Genomic DNA, 18,252 nt, shown 5'->3' on the forward strand with positions numbered 1-18,252 from the left:
ACGGGTTCTCCCCGGTGGCGGCCAGTTGTTTTTCCCCACCCGCTTTCTGATTTGGGTTAGCTGAAGGGCTTCACCCCCTTGCCGGTGGTGGCTTCGGTGAGGCGGAAGGAGTCGCCGTCGGTGACGACGACGTGCGCATGGTGCAGGAGCCGGTCAACGGTGGCGGTGGCCAATGTTTTGGGCATGATCTCGTCGAAGCCGGAGGGGTGCAGGTTGCTCGAGACGGCAATCGCTCGGCGTTCGTAGGCAGCGTCGACGAGGCGATAGAATCCTTCGGCGGCGTCTTCAGAGACCGGGAGCAGACCGATGTCGTCGACGATGATCAGGTCGGAGCGGATGATCCTCGTCAGGGCTCGGGCGATGGAGTCGTCGGCACGGTGCCGGCGGACCAGGGCACCGAGGTCTTCGATGGTGAACCAAGACACCGCCAGCCCAGCTTCGACTGCGGCCTGCCCGAGTGCCTCGGTGAAGTGAGACTTGCCAGTTCCCGAAGGCCCACAGACGCAGAAACATTCACGCCGCCCGACCCACTCCAGGGTGCGGAGCGCGTCCTGGGTGGCGCGGGGAATCGACGATTTCGTTTCGTCCCAGTCGCCGAAGGTCTTGCCGGTAGGGAAACCCGCGCGTTTGCGGCGAGTGTGCAGGTTCGCCCGGTCCCGGCCGGCGGCTTCCTCAGCGAGGAGAACCCGCACGACTTCGGCGGGGTCCCAGCGTTGGGCTTTCGCGGTCGGGATGATATCGCTCAAGGACCTGCGGATATGGGGCAGTTTCAGGCGTTTAGTCAGGTCGATCGCCTCGGCCAACGGGTCGCCGTTAGCGCTGGTAACAGTGCGCAAAGGGGTGCTCATCAGGCGTCATCGCTTTCATCGTCAGTAGTGGCTGGGCTGGCCGGCGCTGGTGTCTGGCCGAAGGTGGACCAGGCGGCGGTGCCCGGTTGCAGAGTGTGGTTCTCGCTGCGACGGACCGGATCAGCGTGTTCGTGGGTGACTTGGTAGTCGAGGATCGAGATCAGGTCCCGATCGGCGAACCGGCCGGTCATCGCCGCCGTCCCCAACGCTCTGTCGACTGCGTCCGGGGAGTGCAGCTTCGAAAGGTCCACGGCCTCGGCCATCTTCGCCCTGATGCGGCGCGCTCCCGCGGCGGCAGCCTCGACCAGCCAGCTGTTGGCACCCTGGCCCAACTGTAGGAAGGCGAGCTCGGCGGCGGTACGAGGCTTGGGCACCCGGTCGGCGGCGTCGCGGTCTGGGCGGGGTGGGTAGTGGTCGTTGTCGAGGACCGGTGAACCGGGTTGGCCGCGGCGGTGCCGCGCGACTTCGACTGCACCGCCATCATTGTCGACGGCGGTCACGATCAGCTCCTCACCATGGAAGCGGGCCCAGACCCGAGTGTCGATCAACGTGTGCGGCACCGAATACCGCACCCCTTCCACCGAGATCGTCGACTCCCAGTTCACCCGCCGGGTAGTGCCGAACACCGCGGTGAACGGAGATTTCGGCAGCGGATGCAGCCGCTGCAACTCTTCGGCCAGCCGCTCGACCGGCCGCCGCCGAGTAGAGCTGTGGACGCGGGTGTTGACGTCGGTGCAGAACTGCCGGCAAGCCGACTCGAGCTCACCGAAAGAGTGATACTGCTCGCGCAGGTTCACCTCCTTCGGCAACAGGTCGGCTTTGGCGATCCGCACCGTCGCCTCACTTCCTCCCTTCGACTCCGGATCAGCAGGTAAACACGTCCGCAGCGTCGTGCCGTAATGCCGTGCCACCTCCACGATCTCCGGATTGCGGACCGCGATCCCGGCCACGTGATCGATCGTCGCGGTCTTCTCGTTGTCGGTGAGGACATAGACCGGAACCCCGCCCAAGCGGCGGAATGTCGCATCCAAACACGCCGCCACCGTCGGCAATGTCTTGTCCCAGATCGGGATCACCACCCGAAATCGCGACCACGCCAACCATGCGCAGAACAACGTCGTCTTCCGGCCGGAAATCGTTGGCCCGTCACCGAAGTCGTACTGTAACCACAGCCCAGGTTCGGTTACCCACGGCCGATACACTCGCCGCCGACCAGCCCGAAACTGGGCCTTCGCCTCCGCGACCGTCCGGCGCGTGGTCCGCTCACCGCCGGTGAACCCCAGCGCGACGATCCGTTCGTGGATGACATCCGCGCGGACCTTGCCCTGCGAGCGGACCACCAACTCCTCGATCTTCGGCAGAAAGTCGTCGATCGCCCGCGCTCGATGCCGCCGGCGGTCCGGCGGCTGCCCCGCAGCGCGCATCTGCACATACCGGGCCACCGTGTGGTGATCACACCCAGCCAGCTCCGCCGCCGCCCGATAACTACCCGTGAGGTCGTACGCCTCCAAAATTTCCATGATCTCCCTGCTCGATTTCATCCACCCAGCGTTGCCGGGACCGAATCTGACTCACAGCAGGTGGGGAACTATCTGGCCGTACGCGGGGAGAAACCATGGCCACAAAATGCGCCATAAATGGCCGCCAGTGGGGAGCTTACGATGGCCGTCGACACTCGGGACCTTACAATGACACCACATCGTCGTGGTACAAGCTCTAAGATGAGCCCTGAGGCCCAGCAAGACGTCGTCGATGGCATTACATCAAACCAACCCGCACTGAATCCGCGAGATCGAGCCGCGGCGATCCTGGTGCTCGTCTTCGGCCAACAGATCGACCGGGTCGTGAAACTCACCTGGGACCACGTCATAGTCTCAGACGAACTCGTGACCGTCACACTCGGCGACATCGCCATCGCTCTTCCCGCACCGCTCGACGAACCATTCCGATATCTCGCCGGAGAACGAGACCTCGGGAACACCGCCGCCCACCCAAGTACGCGCTGGGTGTTCCGCGGCTATATCCCTGGCCAACACATCAACCCGGGCCACTTGCGGAACCGCCTGAAGTCGACGTTCGGCACCCGCGCCGCCCGGCTCGGCACCCTGCACGAACTCACCAAGCTCGCACCCGCCGCAATCCTCGCCGACACTCTCGGCTACTCCCCTGCCACCATCGAGCGACATGCGGTGGCGTCTGCAGCCACATATGCCCGATACGTAGCGATGATTGACGCTGATGGCTAGGGTTGTGTAGCTCGAACTGCTTCTGCGGCCGATGCCGTTCATAAACTCGCGGTACTGATATGTCAGGCTACTATTGGCGGCCGGGATGGAGCTAAGAATGTCGAGAGAGAATCGCGGCAAACCTCGGACCAGAAAGACGACGAAACAACCTTCGATTCGCCTTTCTGGCAGGCTATGAGCATGGCGATAACACTAGAAGACACTTTAGCTGCGATCAGCCTGCTGCAGAACACCGAGAAATGTGCTCGCATATCCGGGACCGCCGAGTACCGACGGTGGCCCAAGAACGACATAGCGGGCCCGCCGAACCGCGTCGATACAGTGCACTTCTCCATCGACAACGAGCTCGGTTCATGGTCTCAGCGCGACACCAAGTCCGCGCAAACCCGCCGCTACTCCAGTGGCGCCGGACAGGAGCTGGTCGATGACGACGGGCAGCTCATCCCTCCCAAACCACCATCAGGGTTCGACCACTGGCCTCTGCTCATCAAGATGATGACACCGAGTAGATTCCCGATCTGGGGGCGCCCGGGAGATAAGTGGAGAATGAAGGGCGCCGAGTCCACCGAGCACGGTTACCTCCTGCACCTCAACCGTGACACCTCCCCCGCAGAGGCGGAGCTGTACATCGACACCACTTTTTCGCTACCAATCCGCTGGACCGATACTCACCAAGTCAGGCCAGATCTCGGGGCGAAACAGGAGGTAGAGATCGTGGCCCTGCACATTCCTCCGGAATGGAAGCGTCTCACCGGTATGGACATGTCCGAGGAAGGTCAAGACATGGCAGGATAGCCGAGCTTTGCACCAAGCGCACCTCGGCCTGGTCATCCACTTCATGTCTGATCGGGGTGACGCCTGCACGGCTTGGCTCCGGACGGCGCACAATGGTCCTGTGGGAGCGAAGAGCAACGAGGCGATGTTCCGCTTCATCCTGCCGGCTCAATTGAATGGGCCCGAACTCAGCGAGCAGATAAACGAGGCTGTACTCCGTAGGGCCCGCGATGCTGGAGCTGTCTCCATCGGCGACGTATATGTCAGCGGCACTATCCCTATCGGTGACGGCGCGTGCCAGTACTCGGTTCGAGTTCGGTTGTACTTCGGTGGCCCTGCCTTCGCTTGAGCCCCATTATTTCCCAGCCGGGCTCAACGACGTCGGGCCTCTGAGATAGGTGGTCTACTCGTCCTAGTTCAACACGTCCCGTTACCAGTTGTATGGGCGGCAATCTATTGACCGCAACACATCCGGCACATTCAACTTTGGCGATCGAACGCGAAGCGCCGGCGACGGCATTCGGTCGCTGCCCCGGAACCCGATCCGTTAGAACATCGGCACGTTCGCTCGTGGCGCGAGTTTTCCAATCTGTAACTTTCGATATCTGTGACCCGGCGGGACAGAAAGGTATACATATCTCATGTGCCCGGCTAACGACAAGGAGACCGATGAACATGCTGGACCTTTTCTCGTTCGTGATGCCTCGATGACTGCCTCCGGCGTCGCCGCGCCTACACACCGAGGTCTTCCCACCACATCCGGCAGGAAAAGCCCCGCTACCACCACTCGCACCACCACGACATACGGCTCGGATACGCGATGACCATTCTGCCTGCAGCGGCGGAGCCCCGATGAGCAGTCCTCGCCGCATCGCGCGGCTCTACTCTGCCGCGAACAGTCACGAGGTGCCGCCGGCACACCAACTGAACGCACGCGCCCGGCGCACCCGAACGGCCCCGCCCCCGGACGTCATGGCCGCCGTAGAATTTCTACTCGCAGAGCCCGATGCCTACCTCTACCGGCGTCGCTACCTCGACCTCATCACCCACACCCTTGGCCCGGACGGCACCGCCGTCACCGACTACACCGCCGCCGAAAAATACCTCCTCACCGCCGACAGATGCAGAAGAGCAATACAACGTACGACCGACCTTTACGCAGTGCCGACAAGAAAACCCGGAAACGACGCGTCCAGGTAGGCGCAATTCGCGCCCCCACCAGGCAGCGAATTGAACAAGCCAACGGCGAGCCCACAAATCTGGAAATGATCTATTCCCTGACCGTCACCTGCTCCTGACGCTCGATCCCGGACTGTTACCCAGGACCACGAACCCCAAGCCACGGCGCCGAACCTCATCCAATGCACTCTCCGGAGTATGTGCGCTAGGGCACACCCCGCCGATATAGGCCGCCCAGACGACCACAGCAGGGGCAGCACTCGATGCTGGTTGTCGATCCATCCCCGCAGCTCACCGTCCCCGTACATTGCTGCCTGTGGATAGAGGGAGACTCCGGACCGCGTACTCAGCGCGATCAATGCTGCGAGGGAAACCGATCAGCTGCGGAGAGAACGTGCGGCAGGCACATCGGTAGGACTGTTGACGGCAGGAAAGCGGCGTACCAGTTGCTCAACCAGAGCGTGCACCCGATGAAGGTCCTTGCGCAGAGCCGCCGCATCGGTGCGCGCAGCCGACGCCAACACCGGTGCGACCGGACGCGCACCCCGCACCAGCCGCAGCGCGGATTCGATGCGCTCCGACAACTCGTCGATCTCCGAATTCAACAGAGCCAGAAACACTCTCGCCTGCGCAACATCGGACTCTTCTGCCGCGGACACAGCCATTATGAAGCGACCAGCGAGGAAAGTTTCTCACCCGCCATGCGCTCGACGAGCAGAGGAACAAAATCACGCACCTTGTGACCGTCGAAATGAGCATGAGCAGACGCAACAGCGTCCGCAACGACATCAGCCGATATCGACGGATACTTCACCGACAACCGCGTCACCGCATGAGCGATCAGTCGTTCTTCCTCTTCGGTTTTCATCGGTAAATACTGCGCCCCACCTGCCCATAGTTCAACAGGAGACGACTATCGACTACGCGCAACGATCAGCACCTAGTCACGCTGCGCTGCCACGAGCCGAAACCGACCGCCGAGGTCGCCCCACACCGGCGACGGGTGCGCGGAACCGGGATGCGATCCTCACGCAATCTCTCACCCTGAAACCATGAGCACCGTCCCGTCGTCGTGACCGAACACGGCCGCAACGCCGCGTTCTGCGACCTGATGGCGCGCACCGGCCTCCGGTTGGGGGTGTACAGCCGGAGATATTTACCCGGTTCGATCACGTCTCCGACTGCCGCCACGGACGGCACAGCGCTCTGCCGATCGCGGATCGGCTAGAGGGACACGTCAGGGACTGTCCATCTGAGGGCCTTGTTGGTCTTCGTGTGTAGTGGGCGCGGTCGCCGCCGAGGCGTTGTGTCGGGGGGTCAGGAAGTGGTCGATGTCGACGATGAGGAACAGTGCGGTGGCGGTAGTGACCACGTGGGCGTGGTTGTTTTCGATGGTGGCTCGCAGGTGTAGTTTGCGGCCTGCGCGGGAGTGGATGTGAGAGCGGAGGGTGTAGGGGGTGTCGAGCAGGACCGGGGCGAGGTAGTCGATAGCGAGGTGGCGGGTGACGGCGAGCTCTCCCACGGTGTAGAGCAGAAACCCGAACAAGTCGTCGAGGACGGTGGCGACCGCGCCCCCGTGGGCAATCGCTGGGGCGCCGACATGGCGGGAATCGAAGCTGTGGTGGGCGTAGACGCCGTGTGCGTCGCGTCGGACGCGCAACTGGTGGCCGTGAGGGTTAGCCGGTCCGCAACCAAGGCAGTGGGGGTGGTGAGGCGGCAGGTCGACGTGTTCAGGCGGCGCCACAGCGAAGGTACGGATCCAGTCCTCGGCCTCGAAAGGTTCGGGGCCGGCGGTCTCGGGTGTGTTGGTGTTGGGTGTGTGCTCGGTCATGGACGCCTTCCGTAGGTGTCCTCACCATTAGCAATGAGGATGTCGCAGTGGGCTTTGTGGGCAAGCTCGGCCGGCGAGGTGAATAGCAGCCGGGCCAGTGGTGACCGGTGGGGGTTCGCGGTGACGATGAGGTCGTCGGCGGTCGGGCCGGCTAGGTGAAACAGTGCGCGGACGGTGGGCTCGGGCAGGATGCGAGTTTCGATGTCGACGGCGCCGTGGGCGATCGCATGTTGGTGCGCGGTGCGCAGGATGGCGTCGGTGGGTGTGGTAGCTCGCAGCCGGTCGACGTCAGTACCGAGTGCGCGTTCGTCGATGTCGTGACGGGCGCAGATGATCAGGAGTCGGGCGTGGGTGACGTGAGCCAGCTCGGCGGCGTGGTCGACCACGCGGTAGGAGTAGTCGGATCCGTCGGTGTCGACGAGGATCGTGCGATAGGCCGTCATGATGGGGCCTCTTTCACGAGAAGGGGGTGTTCGAGCGGGGAGGGGTGTTCGTGTGAGTGCGTGACGCGCGGGAGCGGCGGGTGGTGGGGCCGGGAGAGAGGACTGCCAGCACGATCGCCCCGGCGGCGGTGAGGGCGGCCAGCGTGAGCGCGGCCTGGCTGCTGCCGTGCACGAACGCTGCCTTGGCGAACTCGGCCAGCGGTTGGGCCGCCGGTCCGGCCTGGTCAGCGACCTGCAGAGCAGCGGCCAGGGAATCGGCGACCGGGCCGCGGGCGGGCTCGGGAAGCTGGGGCAGAGCGGGCTGGATGTGGTGGGTATAGCCTGCGGCGAGCACGCTGCCAGCCACGGCGATCCCGATCGCGGCGCCGATCTCGCGGGCAGCGTCGTTGACCGCGGCGGCGACCCCCTGTTTGGCCGCAGGGGTGTCGGCGACGATGGCGTAGGTCGCCGGGGCGGTGCACAATCCCAGACCCGCGCTCATGATCAGCAGCGGCCACAGCAGGCCGGGATAGTCCGCGGCCACGGTCAACCGGCTTACCAGCACCAGTCCGGCAGCGATGGCAAGCAGTCCTGAGACGGTCATCACTTTCAACCCGACGAGGCTCGACAACCACGGTGCGATTACCGAGATCACGACCAGCGGCACCACCATCGGCGCCAACGCCAGTGCCGAGGCCAGCGGCCCATAGCCGAGGATCAGCTGCAGGTACTGCACCAACAGCAGGAACACTCCGAAGGTAACCAGGAACTGGATGGTCACCGACAGCGAGCCGGCCCCGAAACCGCGGCGGGCGAACAACCGCACGTCCAGTAGTGGCGCAGAAGACCGCAGCTCTACGATCACAAACACCACCGCTGCCAGGAGACCGACCCCGGCGATAGCGGCGACGAGCTGGTCGGCCCAGCCCCGCGCGGGAACCTCGATCGCGGCGAACACGATCGCCGCGATCGCGACGGCCACCACCGCCGCACCCACCCAGTCCACCGGGGGATGCTCGCTCTCTCGGGACTCGGCGATAGTGCACGCCAACCCCGCCAGCACCACCCCCGCCACGGTCAACCCGACGAACACCGAAGGCCATGACCACCGCTCGAGCAGTACCCCGGCGCCGAGGATGCCCAGCACTGCCCCTGACCCCGCAACTCCGGCCCACACCCCCACCGCCCGGCCACGATGGGCAGCGGCGAACCCCGCGGTCAGGATCGACAGCGTCGAAGGCATCACCAGCGCCGCGCCCACCCCGGCCAGCGCGCGCGCTGCGATCAGCCACACCGGGTCGGCCAGCAGCAGCGGCAGCGCCGACGCGACCGAGAACACCGCCAGCCCCGTGACCAGCACACCGCGACGCCCGTAACGGTCACCGATTGCTCCGGCAGGCAGCACAAGACACGCCAGCACCAGCGTGTAACCGTCGACGATCCAGGTCAACTGGGCTTGCGTCGCCCCGGTCTCGACCGCGATCTGCGGCAACGCCGAGTACAACGCCGCCATGGCCGCGACCACCAGCGCCACCGCCAGGCACGACACCGTCAGCATCCACCACTCGGCCCTGGTCCACCCGTCGATCTCAACAGCGCCCGTCCCAGGTGTGTCCACCGGCGCCTCCCAACTCAAAGACCAACAGTCTCGGTACGAGACCATTCGTATCATAGTGGTGGGGGCTCGGGATAGAGTCGACACATACGCCCAGGGCTGAACGAGACGAATCGGAGGAGCGCGCTCCCATGACCGCCCCGGACCACGCCACGACCGACTCACTCACCGCAGTCGACGAGCAGGCCGATCCGCGGCTAGCACGCTCACGCAACCGGTTACTCGACGCGGCCGCGCCCAACTTCGGGGGTGTCTTGACGTGCCCAAGCAGGCGTTCTCGAACAAAGGTGGTCGGCTGGCGCTCCGGCCCGCGGCCACAACTGCCGCAGCACCTGCCTTCAATCCGGAAAATCTAGGTTCCCATGCGGAGCTGTCACTTCCGAGAAAGATGATCATGCCCGAGCACATGCCCATGCCCACACAGCAGGCATAACCCCTCGCTTTGGCTGCAAAGTGCCCACGTCGACGCGGATTCCACCACTGATCACGCCGTTGCGGTGACCCCGAGACTCAGGAAGATCCTGTCGGACCGAAATCTTGGTCGGCCCCTGGAGTACCACTGATCTCATGCACTGGGAACGGCCCCACACTGATTTACCGCATCCGCCAGCCCCCTCAACCCGCCGGAGACCGGGCGGCTCAGCGTCATGGATGCCGGAACTCGTTCGGAGAACGGCCGGTCCATCGCTTGAAGGCGTGTGAGAAGTTGGTGAGGTCACTGTATCCGAGCTCCGTGGCGACCTCAGTCACCGACATTGATCGGTCGAGTAGCCGCAGCATCGCACGCTCGCGCAGGAATGACTGGCGCAACTCGCGGAAAGTGGTCCCCTCTTCGGAGAGGCGCCGCTTGAGTGTGCTGACGGATATCGACAACTCGCGTGCGACCCAGTGGATACTCCCCTGTGCGGGCTCCTTCTCCAGCAGCCGTCTCGTCTTCTCCGAAAACGACGTGGTCCTGCCCCGCTGGTCGAGAGTTCGCTGCAGATCGCCGATGGCGAGTCGGTATGTGAGGGGATCGGAGAACCGGCAAACCTCGTTAAGCGTGTCCGCGGGAACATGAAGGAAGGACATCGGAGCGCCGAAAAACAGGCGCCCGGCTATTAAGTCCTCATGATTGGACAGGAGGGGCGGCACCGGCCAACTCAAGTGGAGTGTGACGGTAGGCATGTCGCCGGCGAGCATGTCAAGCAGTCGCAGTAGCGCCGACCCGCAGTAGGCGACGACCAGGCAGTCCAGGGCCGGATCGCTTGTGTGTGCGGTGAACCCGATGGTGAGGCCGTGGTCACTTGGATGGAACTGTGGACTGAGAGCTGTCGAGATCAACGGCAGATAGGTGAGCAACTCCACGATCTCGGCTACCGAGCCTGCGCTGACCAGCGGAGAACTCAACGGGCCGAAGGACGTCAACTGGGCCTGTTCAGCGAACGCAAAGCCGAGCAGTGTTGCCTGGTCGACGTCGAGTTCGGGGTAGACCTCCCGAAACCACCGTATGGGGGCCTGAACGTCGCGCTGAATCAGCGTCGCCTCGTCGGTTCCTTCGCGAGACATGATGTTGCGAAGCCGCGCGACGGCGTCTGGGTCGAATGCTTGGCGCTCGAGCAATTGCACGAACAGGAGCGGGGGCACACCCTCGTCATCGAGGATCATTGGTTCACCAGATCCCTTTGAGCCGAATTCACAAGTTTTTGACTCCGCAGAACATAGCCGTAGCGGTCATCCCCGACGACACTTTGATCAAGTTCCCAAGGCGAGGACAACGTATCAGGAGTTGGTTATGGCAGTTGTCACCTTTGTCTCACACGACGGCAAGAAGCACGAGGTCCCTTTCCAAGAAGGACAGTCGCTGATGCAGGTCGCGACCAACAATGCAGTGCCCGGCATCGACGGCGACTGCGGAGGCGAGGCCGCGTGCGGCACCTGCCATGTGATCGTCGATCCGCAGTGGTCCGAGGAGGTGGGCCTCTCCGGCTCCGACGAGGAGGAGATGCTCGCGATGAACCCTGAGCGTCAACCGACCTCTCGACTGTCCTGCCAGATTCCGGTCTCCGAGGCGTGGGACGGCCTGACCGTCCTAATGCCTGAGTTTCAGATGTGACGACGAGAGAGACGATAAGACGCAATGAAGTTTTCTGAGGCAATCGCCGCTAAGGTTCAGTCGACTATCCCGATGGAGCGGCAGATCCAGGGCGCACAACTGTACGACAAGACGCGGCGATGGGTGACCGGAGCGAACGGAGAGAGGCTTTTCATCGAGAGCCCCATCCCTCCTGTGGAGGACGTCGAACTCGCCGACATCGACCTCAGCAACCCTTTCCTCTATCGCCAGGGGCGCTGGCAGTCGTACTTCGAGCGCGTACGCAACGAGGCTCCGGTCCACTACCAGCCTAACAGTCCGTTCGGGCCGTTCTGGTCCGTCACAAGGCATGCCGACATCATGGCCGTCGACAAGAACCACGAGGTCTTCTCCGCCGAGCCGTTGATCGTCATCGGGGTTCCACCTCGTTTTCTTGATATCGAGATGTTCATAGCGATGGATCCGCCACGACACGACGCGCAGCGGGCCGCTGTCCAAGGCGTGGTCGCACCGAAGAACCTGCGTGAGATGGAGGGTCTGATTCGATCGCGCGTCCAGGAGGTGCTGGACAACCTGCCCGTGGATCAGCCGTTCGACTGGGTCCAGAACGTCTCGGTCGAGTTGACCGCTCGGATGCTTGCGACCCTCCTGGACTTTCCCTACGAGCAGCGCCGCAAGCTCGCTTACTGGTCTGATCTCGCATCCTCGATGGAGCAAGCCAACGGCGGCCCCTCGGACAATGACGAGGTGTTCCGCGGCATGCGCGACATGGCGCGAGGTCTCAGCACTCTCTGGCGCGACAAGGCTGCCCGGACAGCTGCCGGGGAGGAACCCGGATTCGACTTGATCACCCTGTTGCAGAGCAACGAAGACACCAAGGATCTGATCGACCGACCGATGGAGTTCCTGGGCAACCTTGTGTTGCTGATCGTCGGAGGCAACGACACGACGCGGAACTCGATGAGCGGCGGTGTTCTCGCGTTGAACCGGTTCCCTGACCAGTTCGAGAAGCTGAAGGCGAACCCTGACCTGATCCCCAATATGGTCTCGGAGATCATTCGGTGGCAAACACCGTTGGCCTACATGCGCCGGATCGCCAAGGCCGACACCGTGCTGAACGGGCAGTTCATCCGCAAGGGCGACAAGGTAGTGATGTGGTACGCCTCAGGCAACCGTGATGAGCGGATGTTCGATCGGCCCGACGACTTCATCATCGACCGGGCCAACGCTCGCAACCACATCTCCTTCGGCTTCGGTGTCCACCGCTGCATGGGCAACCGACTGGCGGAATTACAGCTGCGGATTCTCTGGGAAGAGTTGCTTTCTCGCTTCGAAAAGATCGAGGTCGTCGGCGAGCCCGAGTATGTGCAGTCCAACTTTGTCAGGGGCATCAGCAAGATGATGGTCCGTCTCACCCCGAAATCCGACGTATGACCTTACATCGGGCCCTCGTCGTCGGGGCCAGCCATGCCGGAGCCCAACTCGCGGCCAGTCTTCGACAGGAAGGGTGGACCGGCGAGATCGTTCTCATCGGCGATGAGTCGACGTTGCCCTACCAACGCCCTCCTTTGTCGAAGGCGTACCTGGCCGGGAAGAGCACACTCGACGAGCTTGCGATCCGCAATGCCGATTTCTATAGCAAGCAGGGAATCCAAGTCCTGAATGCGACGGTGGAGGCGATCGACCGCTCGGGTGGTCATCTCTCACTGAGTACCGGCGGCGCACTAGCTTACGACCAGCTTGCGCTGTGCACTGGCGCCCGCCCTCGGCGACTCCCCACCCCGGGAGCCAACTTGGCCGGAGTCTACTACTTACGCACAGTCGCAGACGTCGAGATGATCCGAGTGGCCGCCCACGCAGGACGTCGGGCAGTGATCATCGGCGGCGGTTACATCGGACTGGAGACGGCTGCCTCGTTGCGTGCACTGGGGCTGGAGGTCACCGTGCTCGAGGCGACTGGGCGCGTCCTTGAGCGGGTCACTGCCCCCGAAGTATCAGCGTTCTTCGACCGTATTCACCGGCAGGAGGGCGTGAAAATCCGGACGGGTGTGCTGGTCGAGGTTCTGTCCGGCGAGGACAGGGTCCGTGAAGTAGTTCTGTCCGGTGGCGAGTCAATTCCCGCTGACCTCGTCATTGTCGGCATCGGCGTTGAGCCGAACACCGATCTTGCCGCCGCCGCAGGTCTGGTCATTGATAACGGCGTCGTGATCGACGACCAGGCCCGGACCAGCGACCCCGACATCGTGGCCGCCGGGGATTGCGCAAGCCACAGCATGGCTCGCTACAGCCGCCCTCTACGCCTGGAGTCTGTGCCGAGCGCGCACGAGCAAGCCAAGGTCGCTGCCGCGACGGTGTGTGGGAAGTCCAAGAAGATAGCGGCGCTTCCATGGTTCTGGTCGGATCAATATGATCTCAAGCTCCAGATCGCCGGTCTGAACACCGGTTACGACGAAGTCATCCTCAGCGGAGACCCGACCCGAGACCGCGACTTCACCTGCTTCTACCTCCGTGAGGGAGAGCTTATTGGCGCCGACTGCATCAACCGCCCCCGTGACTTCATGTTCAGCAAGCGGGTAATCACGCAGCAACTCCCCATCGACCGAACTGAACTGGCGCTTGCCAGCTCCGCCTGAGATGACGGGTCTTCGGGCGATGGGTACGAAATGGTGAGTGCGGGCTGCGTTTCGGAAAGGAACACAAGTGACGAACATTATCCATCTCCCGCTGGCGAAGGGTCGTGAGCGACTCTCGTCGGTCCTCATGGTGCCACTGCCGAGTCGGGTCGACGCGGCCCTGCTCGGGGCCAGTGACCGGTGGCCTGTCCGAGAGCTCGCCCCGCCCCCGGCGGGGTCAGGCCTCAAACCGGTCTTAGGGACCGCTGGCATGCCTCTGCTCGGTCACACCCTGGACTACATCCGGTTCGGATCTAACTTCTCCCGGGCCAGGTACCAGCGGCTAGGACCTGTGTCGTGGATGGGCGCCTTCGGCACGAAAATAGTGGCGGTTGCCGGACCGGATGCCATACAGGAGGTGCTGACCACCAAGGCGAAGTCGTTCTCCCAGGACGGGTGGACCTATCTCATCGATGCCTTTTTTCATCGGGGCCTGATGTTGATGAGCTTCGACGAACACAGGATGCATCGGCGGATCATGCAGGAGGCGTTCACCCGCGACCGACTCGCCGGCTACGTCGACCAGCTCGGCCCGACGCTGGAGGCCAGCATCCCAGGGTGGACAGCGGGACAATCCACCACGCGCATCTACCCGCTGCTGAAGGCACTAACTCTCGACGTCGCCACGAAGGTCTTCATGGCAGGTCGGGGGGGTAGCGAGGATACCGATGCCATCAACGACGCCTTCGTGGCCACCGTGCGTGCGGCCAGCTCGATCATCCGTTTCCCGTTACCGGGGACTCGTTGGCGAGCGGGAGTCCGTGGGCGCGCGCTCTTGGAGGACTACTTCACCCGGCACCTGCCGGCGGCTCGAAGTGGCCAAGGAGGCGACCTCTTTGCGGGGCTGTGCCATGCGCGCACGGCCGACGGTGAGGCGTTCACCGATGAGGACGTCGTTAGCCACATGATCTTCTTGATGATGGCGGCCCACGACACATCGACCATCACCACCACCGCTGCCGCCTACTTCCTCGCCAAGCACCCGGCCTGGCAGGAACGGGCGCGGGCCGAGTCCGACCGACTCGGTGGACGCCGCCCGGACATCGACGACCTGGACTCACTGGAGACTCTCGACCTGGTGATCAAGGAGACACTCCGTCTGGTGGCGCCCGTGCCCATCGTGATGCGCAAGACGGTCGAAGACGTGGATATCGCCGGCCACCACATCCCGGCGGACACCCTGGTGGCCGTGGCTCCGTCGGTGAACCACTTCGACGAGTCGTGCTGGACCGACCCCGACACCTTTGACCCTGACCGCTTCAGCGAACCGCGGCGTGAGGACCAGAATCACCGCCTCGGGTGGATCCCCTTCGGAGGAGGGGTACACAAGTGCATCGGTCTGCACTTCGGCACCCTCGAAGTCAAGGCGATTCTGCACCACATGCTACGCACCTACACCTGGACGGTCCCCGATCAGTATGAAGCGAGGTGGGACAACACCTCGCTCCCCATTCCGGTCGACGGGTTGCCGATAACTCTGGAGCGCAGATGAATAAGGCACCGCTGGCGCACTCGTGGGCGACCGACTTCCTCGACATCGAGCACGAGTCCGTCCGGGCGTTCACCGCCGCCGCGGTTGGGGATGCGGGCACCGACCGGGACAAGGCGAAGCGCCTCTTCGCCGCCGTCCGCGACCAGATCCGGTACGACCCCTACACGGTGTCGGACGATCCCGCCCATTATCGAGCAAGCTTCGTCCTCGAGACCGGGCGCGCCTATTGCGTCCCGAAGGCGGTGCTCTTGACCGCGGTGTGCCGTGCGGCAGGGATTCCGGCGCTACTGGGGTTTGCCGACGTCCGAAATCATTTGCAGACCGAAGCGTTGCGAGCGCTCATGGGCGGCACAGACCTGTTCGTCTATCACGGCTACAGCCATCTCTACGTCAACGGCCGGTGGATGAAGGCGACCCCGGCGTTCAACACCGAGTTGTGTGCCCGTTTCGGGGTGCCGCCGGTGGATTTCGACGGCGAGCACGACGCCCTCCTGCACGCCTTCGCCGCCGACGGAGCCCTGCACATGGAGTATGTCCGCGAGCGCGGCGTCTTCGACGACCTGCCTTTGAACACGATCTTGACCGAGCTTCGGCATACCTATGGACAGCGAATCTTTGAGCGCACCCCCGTGCTCGCTGACGCTTTCACCGACACACCCGACAGATGCACCCAGCCCGACGGGATCGCCCGCGGGCTCCACTCACTCCCGGAGGCCCGATGAGCACGGCGACCACAGCGGATGCCCTGGACGTACGCAACCCCGCCGACGGCCGGCTGGTCGCAACCGTCCCCATCGATACCCGCGAGACCGTGAACAGCATCGCGGCCGATCTCCGCCGCGCTCAGCTCGGGTGGGCTCAGGCAAGCCCGCGGCAACGCTCCCGATGGTTGCATCGCTGGCGAGACTGGATCCTGGCTCACACCGACGAACTCACCGATCTGCTGCAAGCCGAAACAGGCAAGGTGCGCCCCGACGCCCTGGTTGAGACGACAGCATCGTGCGAGTTCATCACCTACTACGCAAACCATGCCGAGAAGTTTCTCGCTGACGAGCAAGTCCGATCCGCAGGTCTGCTAAGTCTGCCGAAACGGTTGTCCAAGACCTACCACCCGTACCCGGTTGTCGGGCTCATCACACCGTGGAACTTCCCGATCACCCTCTTCCTCATGGATGCAGCTCCTGCGCTGGCTGCCGGATGCGCAGTCCTGGCGAAGTCCTCGGAAGAGACGCCACTGACCTGTGCACGAGTCGTCGAGGGCTGGCACGAGATCGGCGCCCCACCGGTTTTGGCGCATGTTGTGGGTGCTAGCGAAGCAGGTGCTGCGGTCGTGGACGCCGCTGACTTCGTTCAGTTCACGGGCTCGACAGCCACCGGGAGGACAATCGCGATCCGCTGTGCCGAGCAATTGAAGCCTGTGAGCTTGGAGTTAGGCGGTAAAGATCCGGCGATCGTGCTGGAGGACGCCGACCTTGCTCGTGCTGTGGAGGGGATCGCGTGGGGCGGTCTGTTCAACGCGGGGCAGGTCTGCATCTCAGTCGAGCGGGTGTATGTGGTCTCTGAGATCTACGACGAGTTCGTGGCCCGGCTGGCTCAACGAGTACGGTCACTTACCCAAGGTGCCGCGGCAGGTGACGACGTAGGTGCGATGGTCACGGCGAGACAGGTCGAGATAGCCGATCGCCACGTCAGCCAGGCAGTGGCGGCAGGTGCGCAGGTACTGGCCGGCGGAACCCTAAGCGCGGTCGGGAACTACTACGCTCCAACCGTTGTGGTCGGCGTCGACCACACAATGGCCTGCATGACCGAGGAGACCTTCGGCCCCACGATCCCTGTGATGCGTGTCGCGGACGAGGACGAGGCCATCCACCTGGCTAACGACTCGGCGTTCGGCTTGTCTGCCACAGTGTGGACCCGCGACCATGCTCGTGCGCGGCGTATCGCACAACGTCTGGACGCGGGTGCAGTCAACATCAACGACGTCTTCAGCAACCTCTTCGCCACCACACTGCCGCACAGTGGATGGAAGGCCTCAGGTATCGGTGCGCGACTAGGCGGCGCCTACGGACTTCACAAATACTGCCGGGTCCAGTCCGTGACCGAGCCGCGGATCCCTGTCCTGACACGAGAACTCACGTGGTACCCGTACACCTCCCGACGTACGGCCATCGCCGAAAAAGTATTGCGTGCAGCAGCCGGTCGCGGTCTACGACAACGCCTCGGCCTGAACAAGGAGCACAGCAAGTGACGACACACAATCCCCATACCGCCGCGAAAACAGTGGCGATCACCGGGGGAGCCCGCGGCATCGGCTACCAGACCGCGAAGGAGCTGATCCGACGAGGTCACCGCGTGGCCATCGGCGACATCGACGAGGCACGTGCTAAGGAGACCGCCGCCGAACTGGGGGTTAAGGTTGTCACCCGCCTCGATGTCACCGACCCTGACTCGTTCAAAGACTTTCTCGACCTAGTCGAGGGAGACCTCGGCCCCCTCGACGTGCTGATCAACAACGCGGGCATCATGCCCACCGGGCACACCCACGAGGAAGACGACGCGGTGACCCGGCGGCAGGTCGAGATCAACGTCCTGGGAGTCATCTTTGGGACCAAACTCGCCCTTCAACGGATGCTCCCTCGTCGTACTGGACACATCATCAACACCGCATCACTGGCCGGCGAGCTCGCCGTCCCCGGTCTGGCGACCTACTGCGGCACCAAATTCGCGGTCATCGGATTCACGGAGGCGGCGCGACTGGAATACCGCAAGTCAGGCGTGCGGCTGTCCACAGTGCGGCCCACGTTCACCAACACCGAACTCGTTGCTGGGACAGCAGGAGCCAAGGGACTGCGCAATGCAGAGCCCGAGGAAATCGCTCGAGTGACAGCCGAACTGATCGAGAAACCGCGGCCCTTCGTGCGCGTCACTCGCCTCGCAGGGAGCATGGTCGCAGCGATGAAGTTCGTCCCCGAACGGCTCGCCACCAGGCTCGGATCGGCCCTGGACACAGACTCTGTATTCCTCGACGACGTGGACATGGGGGCACGTCAGGCCTACCTGGACAGAATTCGGAACAACTGACCTGGTCTTCGAACCCAC

At 63.5% G+C, this 18,252-nt stretch carries 20 protein-coding genes; 12 read left to right on the forward strand and 8 right to left on the reverse strand.

Annotated features, from left to right (window positions below):
- Positions 1 to 56 precede the first annotated feature (56 nt).
- Both istB and istA read right to left on the reverse strand, forming a co-directional pair.
- Positions 57 to 848, reverse strand: a complete 792-nt coding sequence (istB, locus tag M0639_RS30410; RefSeq protein ID WP_003944771.1) for an IS21-like element IS1415 family helper ATPase IstB — start codon at positions 846 to 848, stop codon at positions 57 to 59.
- Positions 848 to 2,389, reverse strand: coding sequence for an IS21-like element IS1415 family transposase (gene istA, locus M0639_RS30415; protein ID WP_030538069.1), 1,542 nt, complete (start codon positions 2,387 to 2,389; stop codon positions 848 to 850). The genes istB and istA overlap by 1 nt, the downstream gene beginning before the upstream one ends.
- Positions 2,390 to 2,569: 180 nt before the next feature.
- On the opposite strand from istA, the gene M0639_RS30420 reads away from it, so the two are divergent.
- From M0639_RS30420 to M0639_RS30435, 4 genes are all read left to right on the forward strand, one after another.
- The gene (locus M0639_RS30420; protein ID WP_248671235.1) at positions 2,570 to 3,094 is read left to right on the forward strand and encodes a hypothetical protein; all 525 of its coding nucleotides are present in this window, start codon (positions 2,570 to 2,572) and stop codon (positions 3,092 to 3,094) included.
- Between the two features lie 180 nt (positions 3,095 to 3,274).
- Positions 3,275 to 3,889, forward strand: a complete 615-nt coding sequence (locus tag M0639_RS30425; protein ID WP_156525134.1) for a hypothetical protein — start codon at positions 3,275 to 3,277, stop codon at positions 3,887 to 3,889.
- 100 nt (positions 3,890 to 3,989) lie between these two features.
- Positions 3,990 to 4,217, forward strand: coding sequence for a hypothetical protein (locus M0639_RS30430; protein ID WP_156525133.1), 228 nt, complete (start codon positions 3,990 to 3,992; stop codon positions 4,215 to 4,217).
- A 503-nt stretch (positions 4,218 to 4,720) separates the two neighbouring features.
- Positions 4,721 to 5,068, forward strand: coding sequence for a hypothetical protein (locus M0639_RS30435; RefSeq protein ID WP_223304650.1), 348 nt, complete (start codon positions 4,721 to 4,723; stop codon positions 5,066 to 5,068).
- Between the two features lie 356 nt (positions 5,069 to 5,424).
- On the opposite strand, the gene M0639_RS30440 is transcribed toward M0639_RS30435, so the two are convergent.
- The 5 genes from M0639_RS30440 to M0639_RS30460 form a co-directional block, all read right to left on the reverse strand.
- Complete coding sequence (locus M0639_RS30440) at positions 5,425 to 5,712, reverse strand: hypothetical protein (RefSeq protein ID WP_019750075.1); 288 nt, start codon at positions 5,710 to 5,712, stop codon at positions 5,425 to 5,427.
- The gene (locus tag M0639_RS30445; RefSeq protein ID WP_019750074.1) at positions 5,712 to 5,915 is read right to left on the reverse strand and encodes a three-helix bundle dimerization domain-containing protein; all 204 of its coding nucleotides are present in this window, start codon (positions 5,913 to 5,915) and stop codon (positions 5,712 to 5,714) included. Before M0639_RS30445 ends, M0639_RS30440 begins: the two co-directional genes overlap by 1 nt.
- Positions 5,916 to 6,284: 369 nt before the next feature.
- Complete coding sequence (locus M0639_RS30450; protein WP_019750071.1) at positions 6,285 to 6,878, reverse strand: PaaI family thioesterase; 594 nt, start codon at positions 6,876 to 6,878, stop codon at positions 6,285 to 6,287.
- A complete protein-coding gene (locus M0639_RS30455) occupies positions 6,875 to 7,321 on the reverse strand; it encodes a universal stress protein (RefSeq protein ID WP_019750070.1) in 447 nt (148 codons plus the stop codon). The genes M0639_RS30450 and M0639_RS30455 overlap by 4 nt, the downstream gene beginning before the upstream one ends.
- A 13-nt stretch (positions 7,322 to 7,334) precedes the next feature.
- Positions 7,335 to 8,858 carry an MFS transporter gene (locus tag M0639_RS30460; RefSeq protein ID WP_019750069.1) on the reverse strand — a complete coding sequence of 508 codons (1,524 nt, stop codon included), beginning with the start codon at positions 8,856 to 8,858 and terminating at the stop codon, positions 7,335 to 7,337.
- Between the two features lie 188 nt (positions 8,859 to 9,046).
- On the opposite strand from M0639_RS30460, the gene M0639_RS30465 reads away from it, so the two are divergent.
- Complete coding sequence (locus M0639_RS30465; RefSeq protein WP_230544131.1) at positions 9,047 to 9,271, forward strand: hypothetical protein; 225 nt, start codon at positions 9,047 to 9,049, stop codon at positions 9,269 to 9,271.
- Positions 9,272 to 9,560: 289 nt separating this feature from the next.
- On the opposite strand, the gene M0639_RS30470 is transcribed toward M0639_RS30465, so the two are convergent.
- Positions 9,561 to 10,562 (reverse strand): AraC family transcriptional regulator, encoded by a 1,002-nt coding sequence (locus tag M0639_RS30470; RefSeq protein ID WP_003942428.1) that lies wholly within the window; start codon positions 10,560 to 10,562, stop codon positions 9,561 to 9,563.
- A 127-nt stretch (positions 10,563 to 10,689) separates the two neighbouring features.
- On the opposite strand from M0639_RS30470, the gene M0639_RS30475 reads away from it, so the two are divergent.
- From M0639_RS30475 to M0639_RS30505, 7 genes are all read left to right on the forward strand, one after another.
- Positions 10,690 to 11,010, forward strand: a complete 321-nt coding sequence (locus tag M0639_RS30475) for a 2Fe-2S iron-sulfur cluster-binding protein (protein ID WP_003942421.1) — start codon at positions 10,690 to 10,692, stop codon at positions 11,008 to 11,010.
- Between the two features lie 24 nt (positions 11,011 to 11,034).
- On the forward strand, positions 11,035 to 12,423 hold the full coding sequence (locus M0639_RS30480; protein ID WP_003942426.1) for a cytochrome P450: 1,389 nt from the start codon (positions 11,035 to 11,037) through the stop codon (positions 12,421 to 12,423).
- Entirely contained in the window at positions 12,420 to 13,622 is a 1,203-nt protein-coding gene (locus M0639_RS30485) for an NAD(P)/FAD-dependent oxidoreductase (protein ID WP_003942429.1), read from the forward strand. Before M0639_RS30480 ends, M0639_RS30485 begins: the two co-directional genes overlap by 4 nt.
- 67 nt (positions 13,623 to 13,689) lie before the next feature.
- Complete coding sequence (locus tag M0639_RS30490; RefSeq protein ID WP_019750067.1) at positions 13,690 to 15,153, forward strand: cytochrome P450; 1,464 nt, start codon at positions 13,690 to 13,692, stop codon at positions 15,151 to 15,153.
- Positions 15,150 to 15,875 (forward strand): transglutaminase-like domain-containing protein, encoded by a 726-nt coding sequence (locus tag M0639_RS30495; protein ID WP_064074906.1) that lies wholly within the window; start codon positions 15,150 to 15,152, stop codon positions 15,873 to 15,875. The genes M0639_RS30490 and M0639_RS30495 overlap by 4 nt, the downstream gene beginning before the upstream one ends.
- Complete coding sequence (locus M0639_RS30500) at positions 15,872 to 17,401, forward strand: aldehyde dehydrogenase family protein (protein WP_003942430.1); 1,530 nt, start codon at positions 15,872 to 15,874, stop codon at positions 17,399 to 17,401. The genes M0639_RS30495 and M0639_RS30500 overlap by 4 nt, the downstream gene beginning before the upstream one ends.
- Entirely contained in the window at positions 17,398 to 18,234 is an 837-nt protein-coding gene (locus M0639_RS30505) for an SDR family oxidoreductase (protein ID WP_064074907.1), read from the forward strand. Before M0639_RS30500 ends, M0639_RS30505 begins: the two co-directional genes overlap by 4 nt.
- Positions 18,235 to 18,252: the final 18 nt, after the last annotated feature.

The organism is Rhodococcus qingshengii JCM 15477 (genome assembly GCF_023221595.1).
Classification (GTDB): domain Bacteria; phylum Actinomycetota; class Actinomycetes; order Mycobacteriales; family Mycobacteriaceae; genus Rhodococcus_F; species Rhodococcus_F qingshengii.

Coding starts and splice junctions, on each gene's coding strand:
- M0639_RS30425 (WP_156525134.1), top strand. CDS start 3,275: ATGGCGATAACACTAGAAGACACTTTAGCTGCGATCAGCCTGCTGCAG.
- M0639_RS30435 (WP_223304650.1), top strand. CDS start 4,721: ATGAGCAGTCCTCGCCGCATCGCGCGGCTCTACTCTGCCGCGAACAGT.
- M0639_RS30465 (WP_230544131.1), top strand. CDS start 9,047: ATGACCGCCCCGGACCACGCCACGACCGACTCACTCACCGCAGTCGAC.
- M0639_RS30445 (WP_019750074.1), bottom strand. CDS start 5,915: ATGAAAACCGAAGAGGAAGAACGACTGATCGCTCATGCGGTGACGCGG.
- M0639_RS30455 (WP_019750070.1), bottom strand. CDS start 7,321: ATGACGGCCTATCGCACGATCCTCGTCGACACCGACGGATCCGACTAC.
- M0639_RS30500 (WP_003942430.1), top strand. CDS start 15,872: ATGAGCACGGCGACCACAGCGGATGCCCTGGACGTACGCAACCCCGCC.
- M0639_RS30440 (WP_019750075.1), bottom strand. CDS start 5,712: ATGGCTGTGTCCGCGGCAGAAGAGTCCGATGTTGCGCAGGCGAGAGTG.
- M0639_RS30460 (WP_019750069.1), bottom strand. CDS start 8,858: ATGCTGACGGTGTCGTGCCTGGCGGTGGCGCTGGTGGTCGCGGCCATG.
- M0639_RS30475 (WP_003942421.1), top strand. CDS start 10,690: ATGGCAGTTGTCACCTTTGTCTCACACGACGGCAAGAAGCACGAGGTC.
- istB (WP_003944771.1), bottom strand. CDS start 848: ATGAGCACCCCTTTGCGCACTGTTACCAGCGCTAACGGCGACCCGTTG.
- M0639_RS30485 (WP_003942429.1), top strand. CDS start 12,420: ATGACCTTACATCGGGCCCTCGTCGTCGGGGCCAGCCATGCCGGAGCC.
- M0639_RS30480 (WP_003942426.1), top strand. CDS start 11,035: ATGAAGTTTTCTGAGGCAATCGCCGCTAAGGTTCAGTCGACTATCCCG.
- M0639_RS30495 (WP_064074906.1), top strand. CDS start 15,150: ATGAATAAGGCACCGCTGGCGCACTCGTGGGCGACCGACTTCCTCGAC.
- M0639_RS30420 (WP_248671235.1), top strand. CDS start 2,570: ATGAGCCCTGAGGCCCAGCAAGACGTCGTCGATGGCATTACATCAAAC.
- istA (WP_030538069.1), bottom strand. CDS start 2,389: ATGAAATCGAGCAGGGAGATCATGGAAATTTTGGAGGCGTACGACCTC.
- M0639_RS30450 (WP_019750071.1), bottom strand. CDS start 6,878: ATGACCGAGCACACACCCAACACCAACACACCCGAGACCGCCGGCCCC.
- M0639_RS30470 (WP_003942428.1), bottom strand. CDS start 10,562: ATGATCCTCGATGACGAGGGTGTGCCCCCGCTCCTGTTCGTGCAATTG.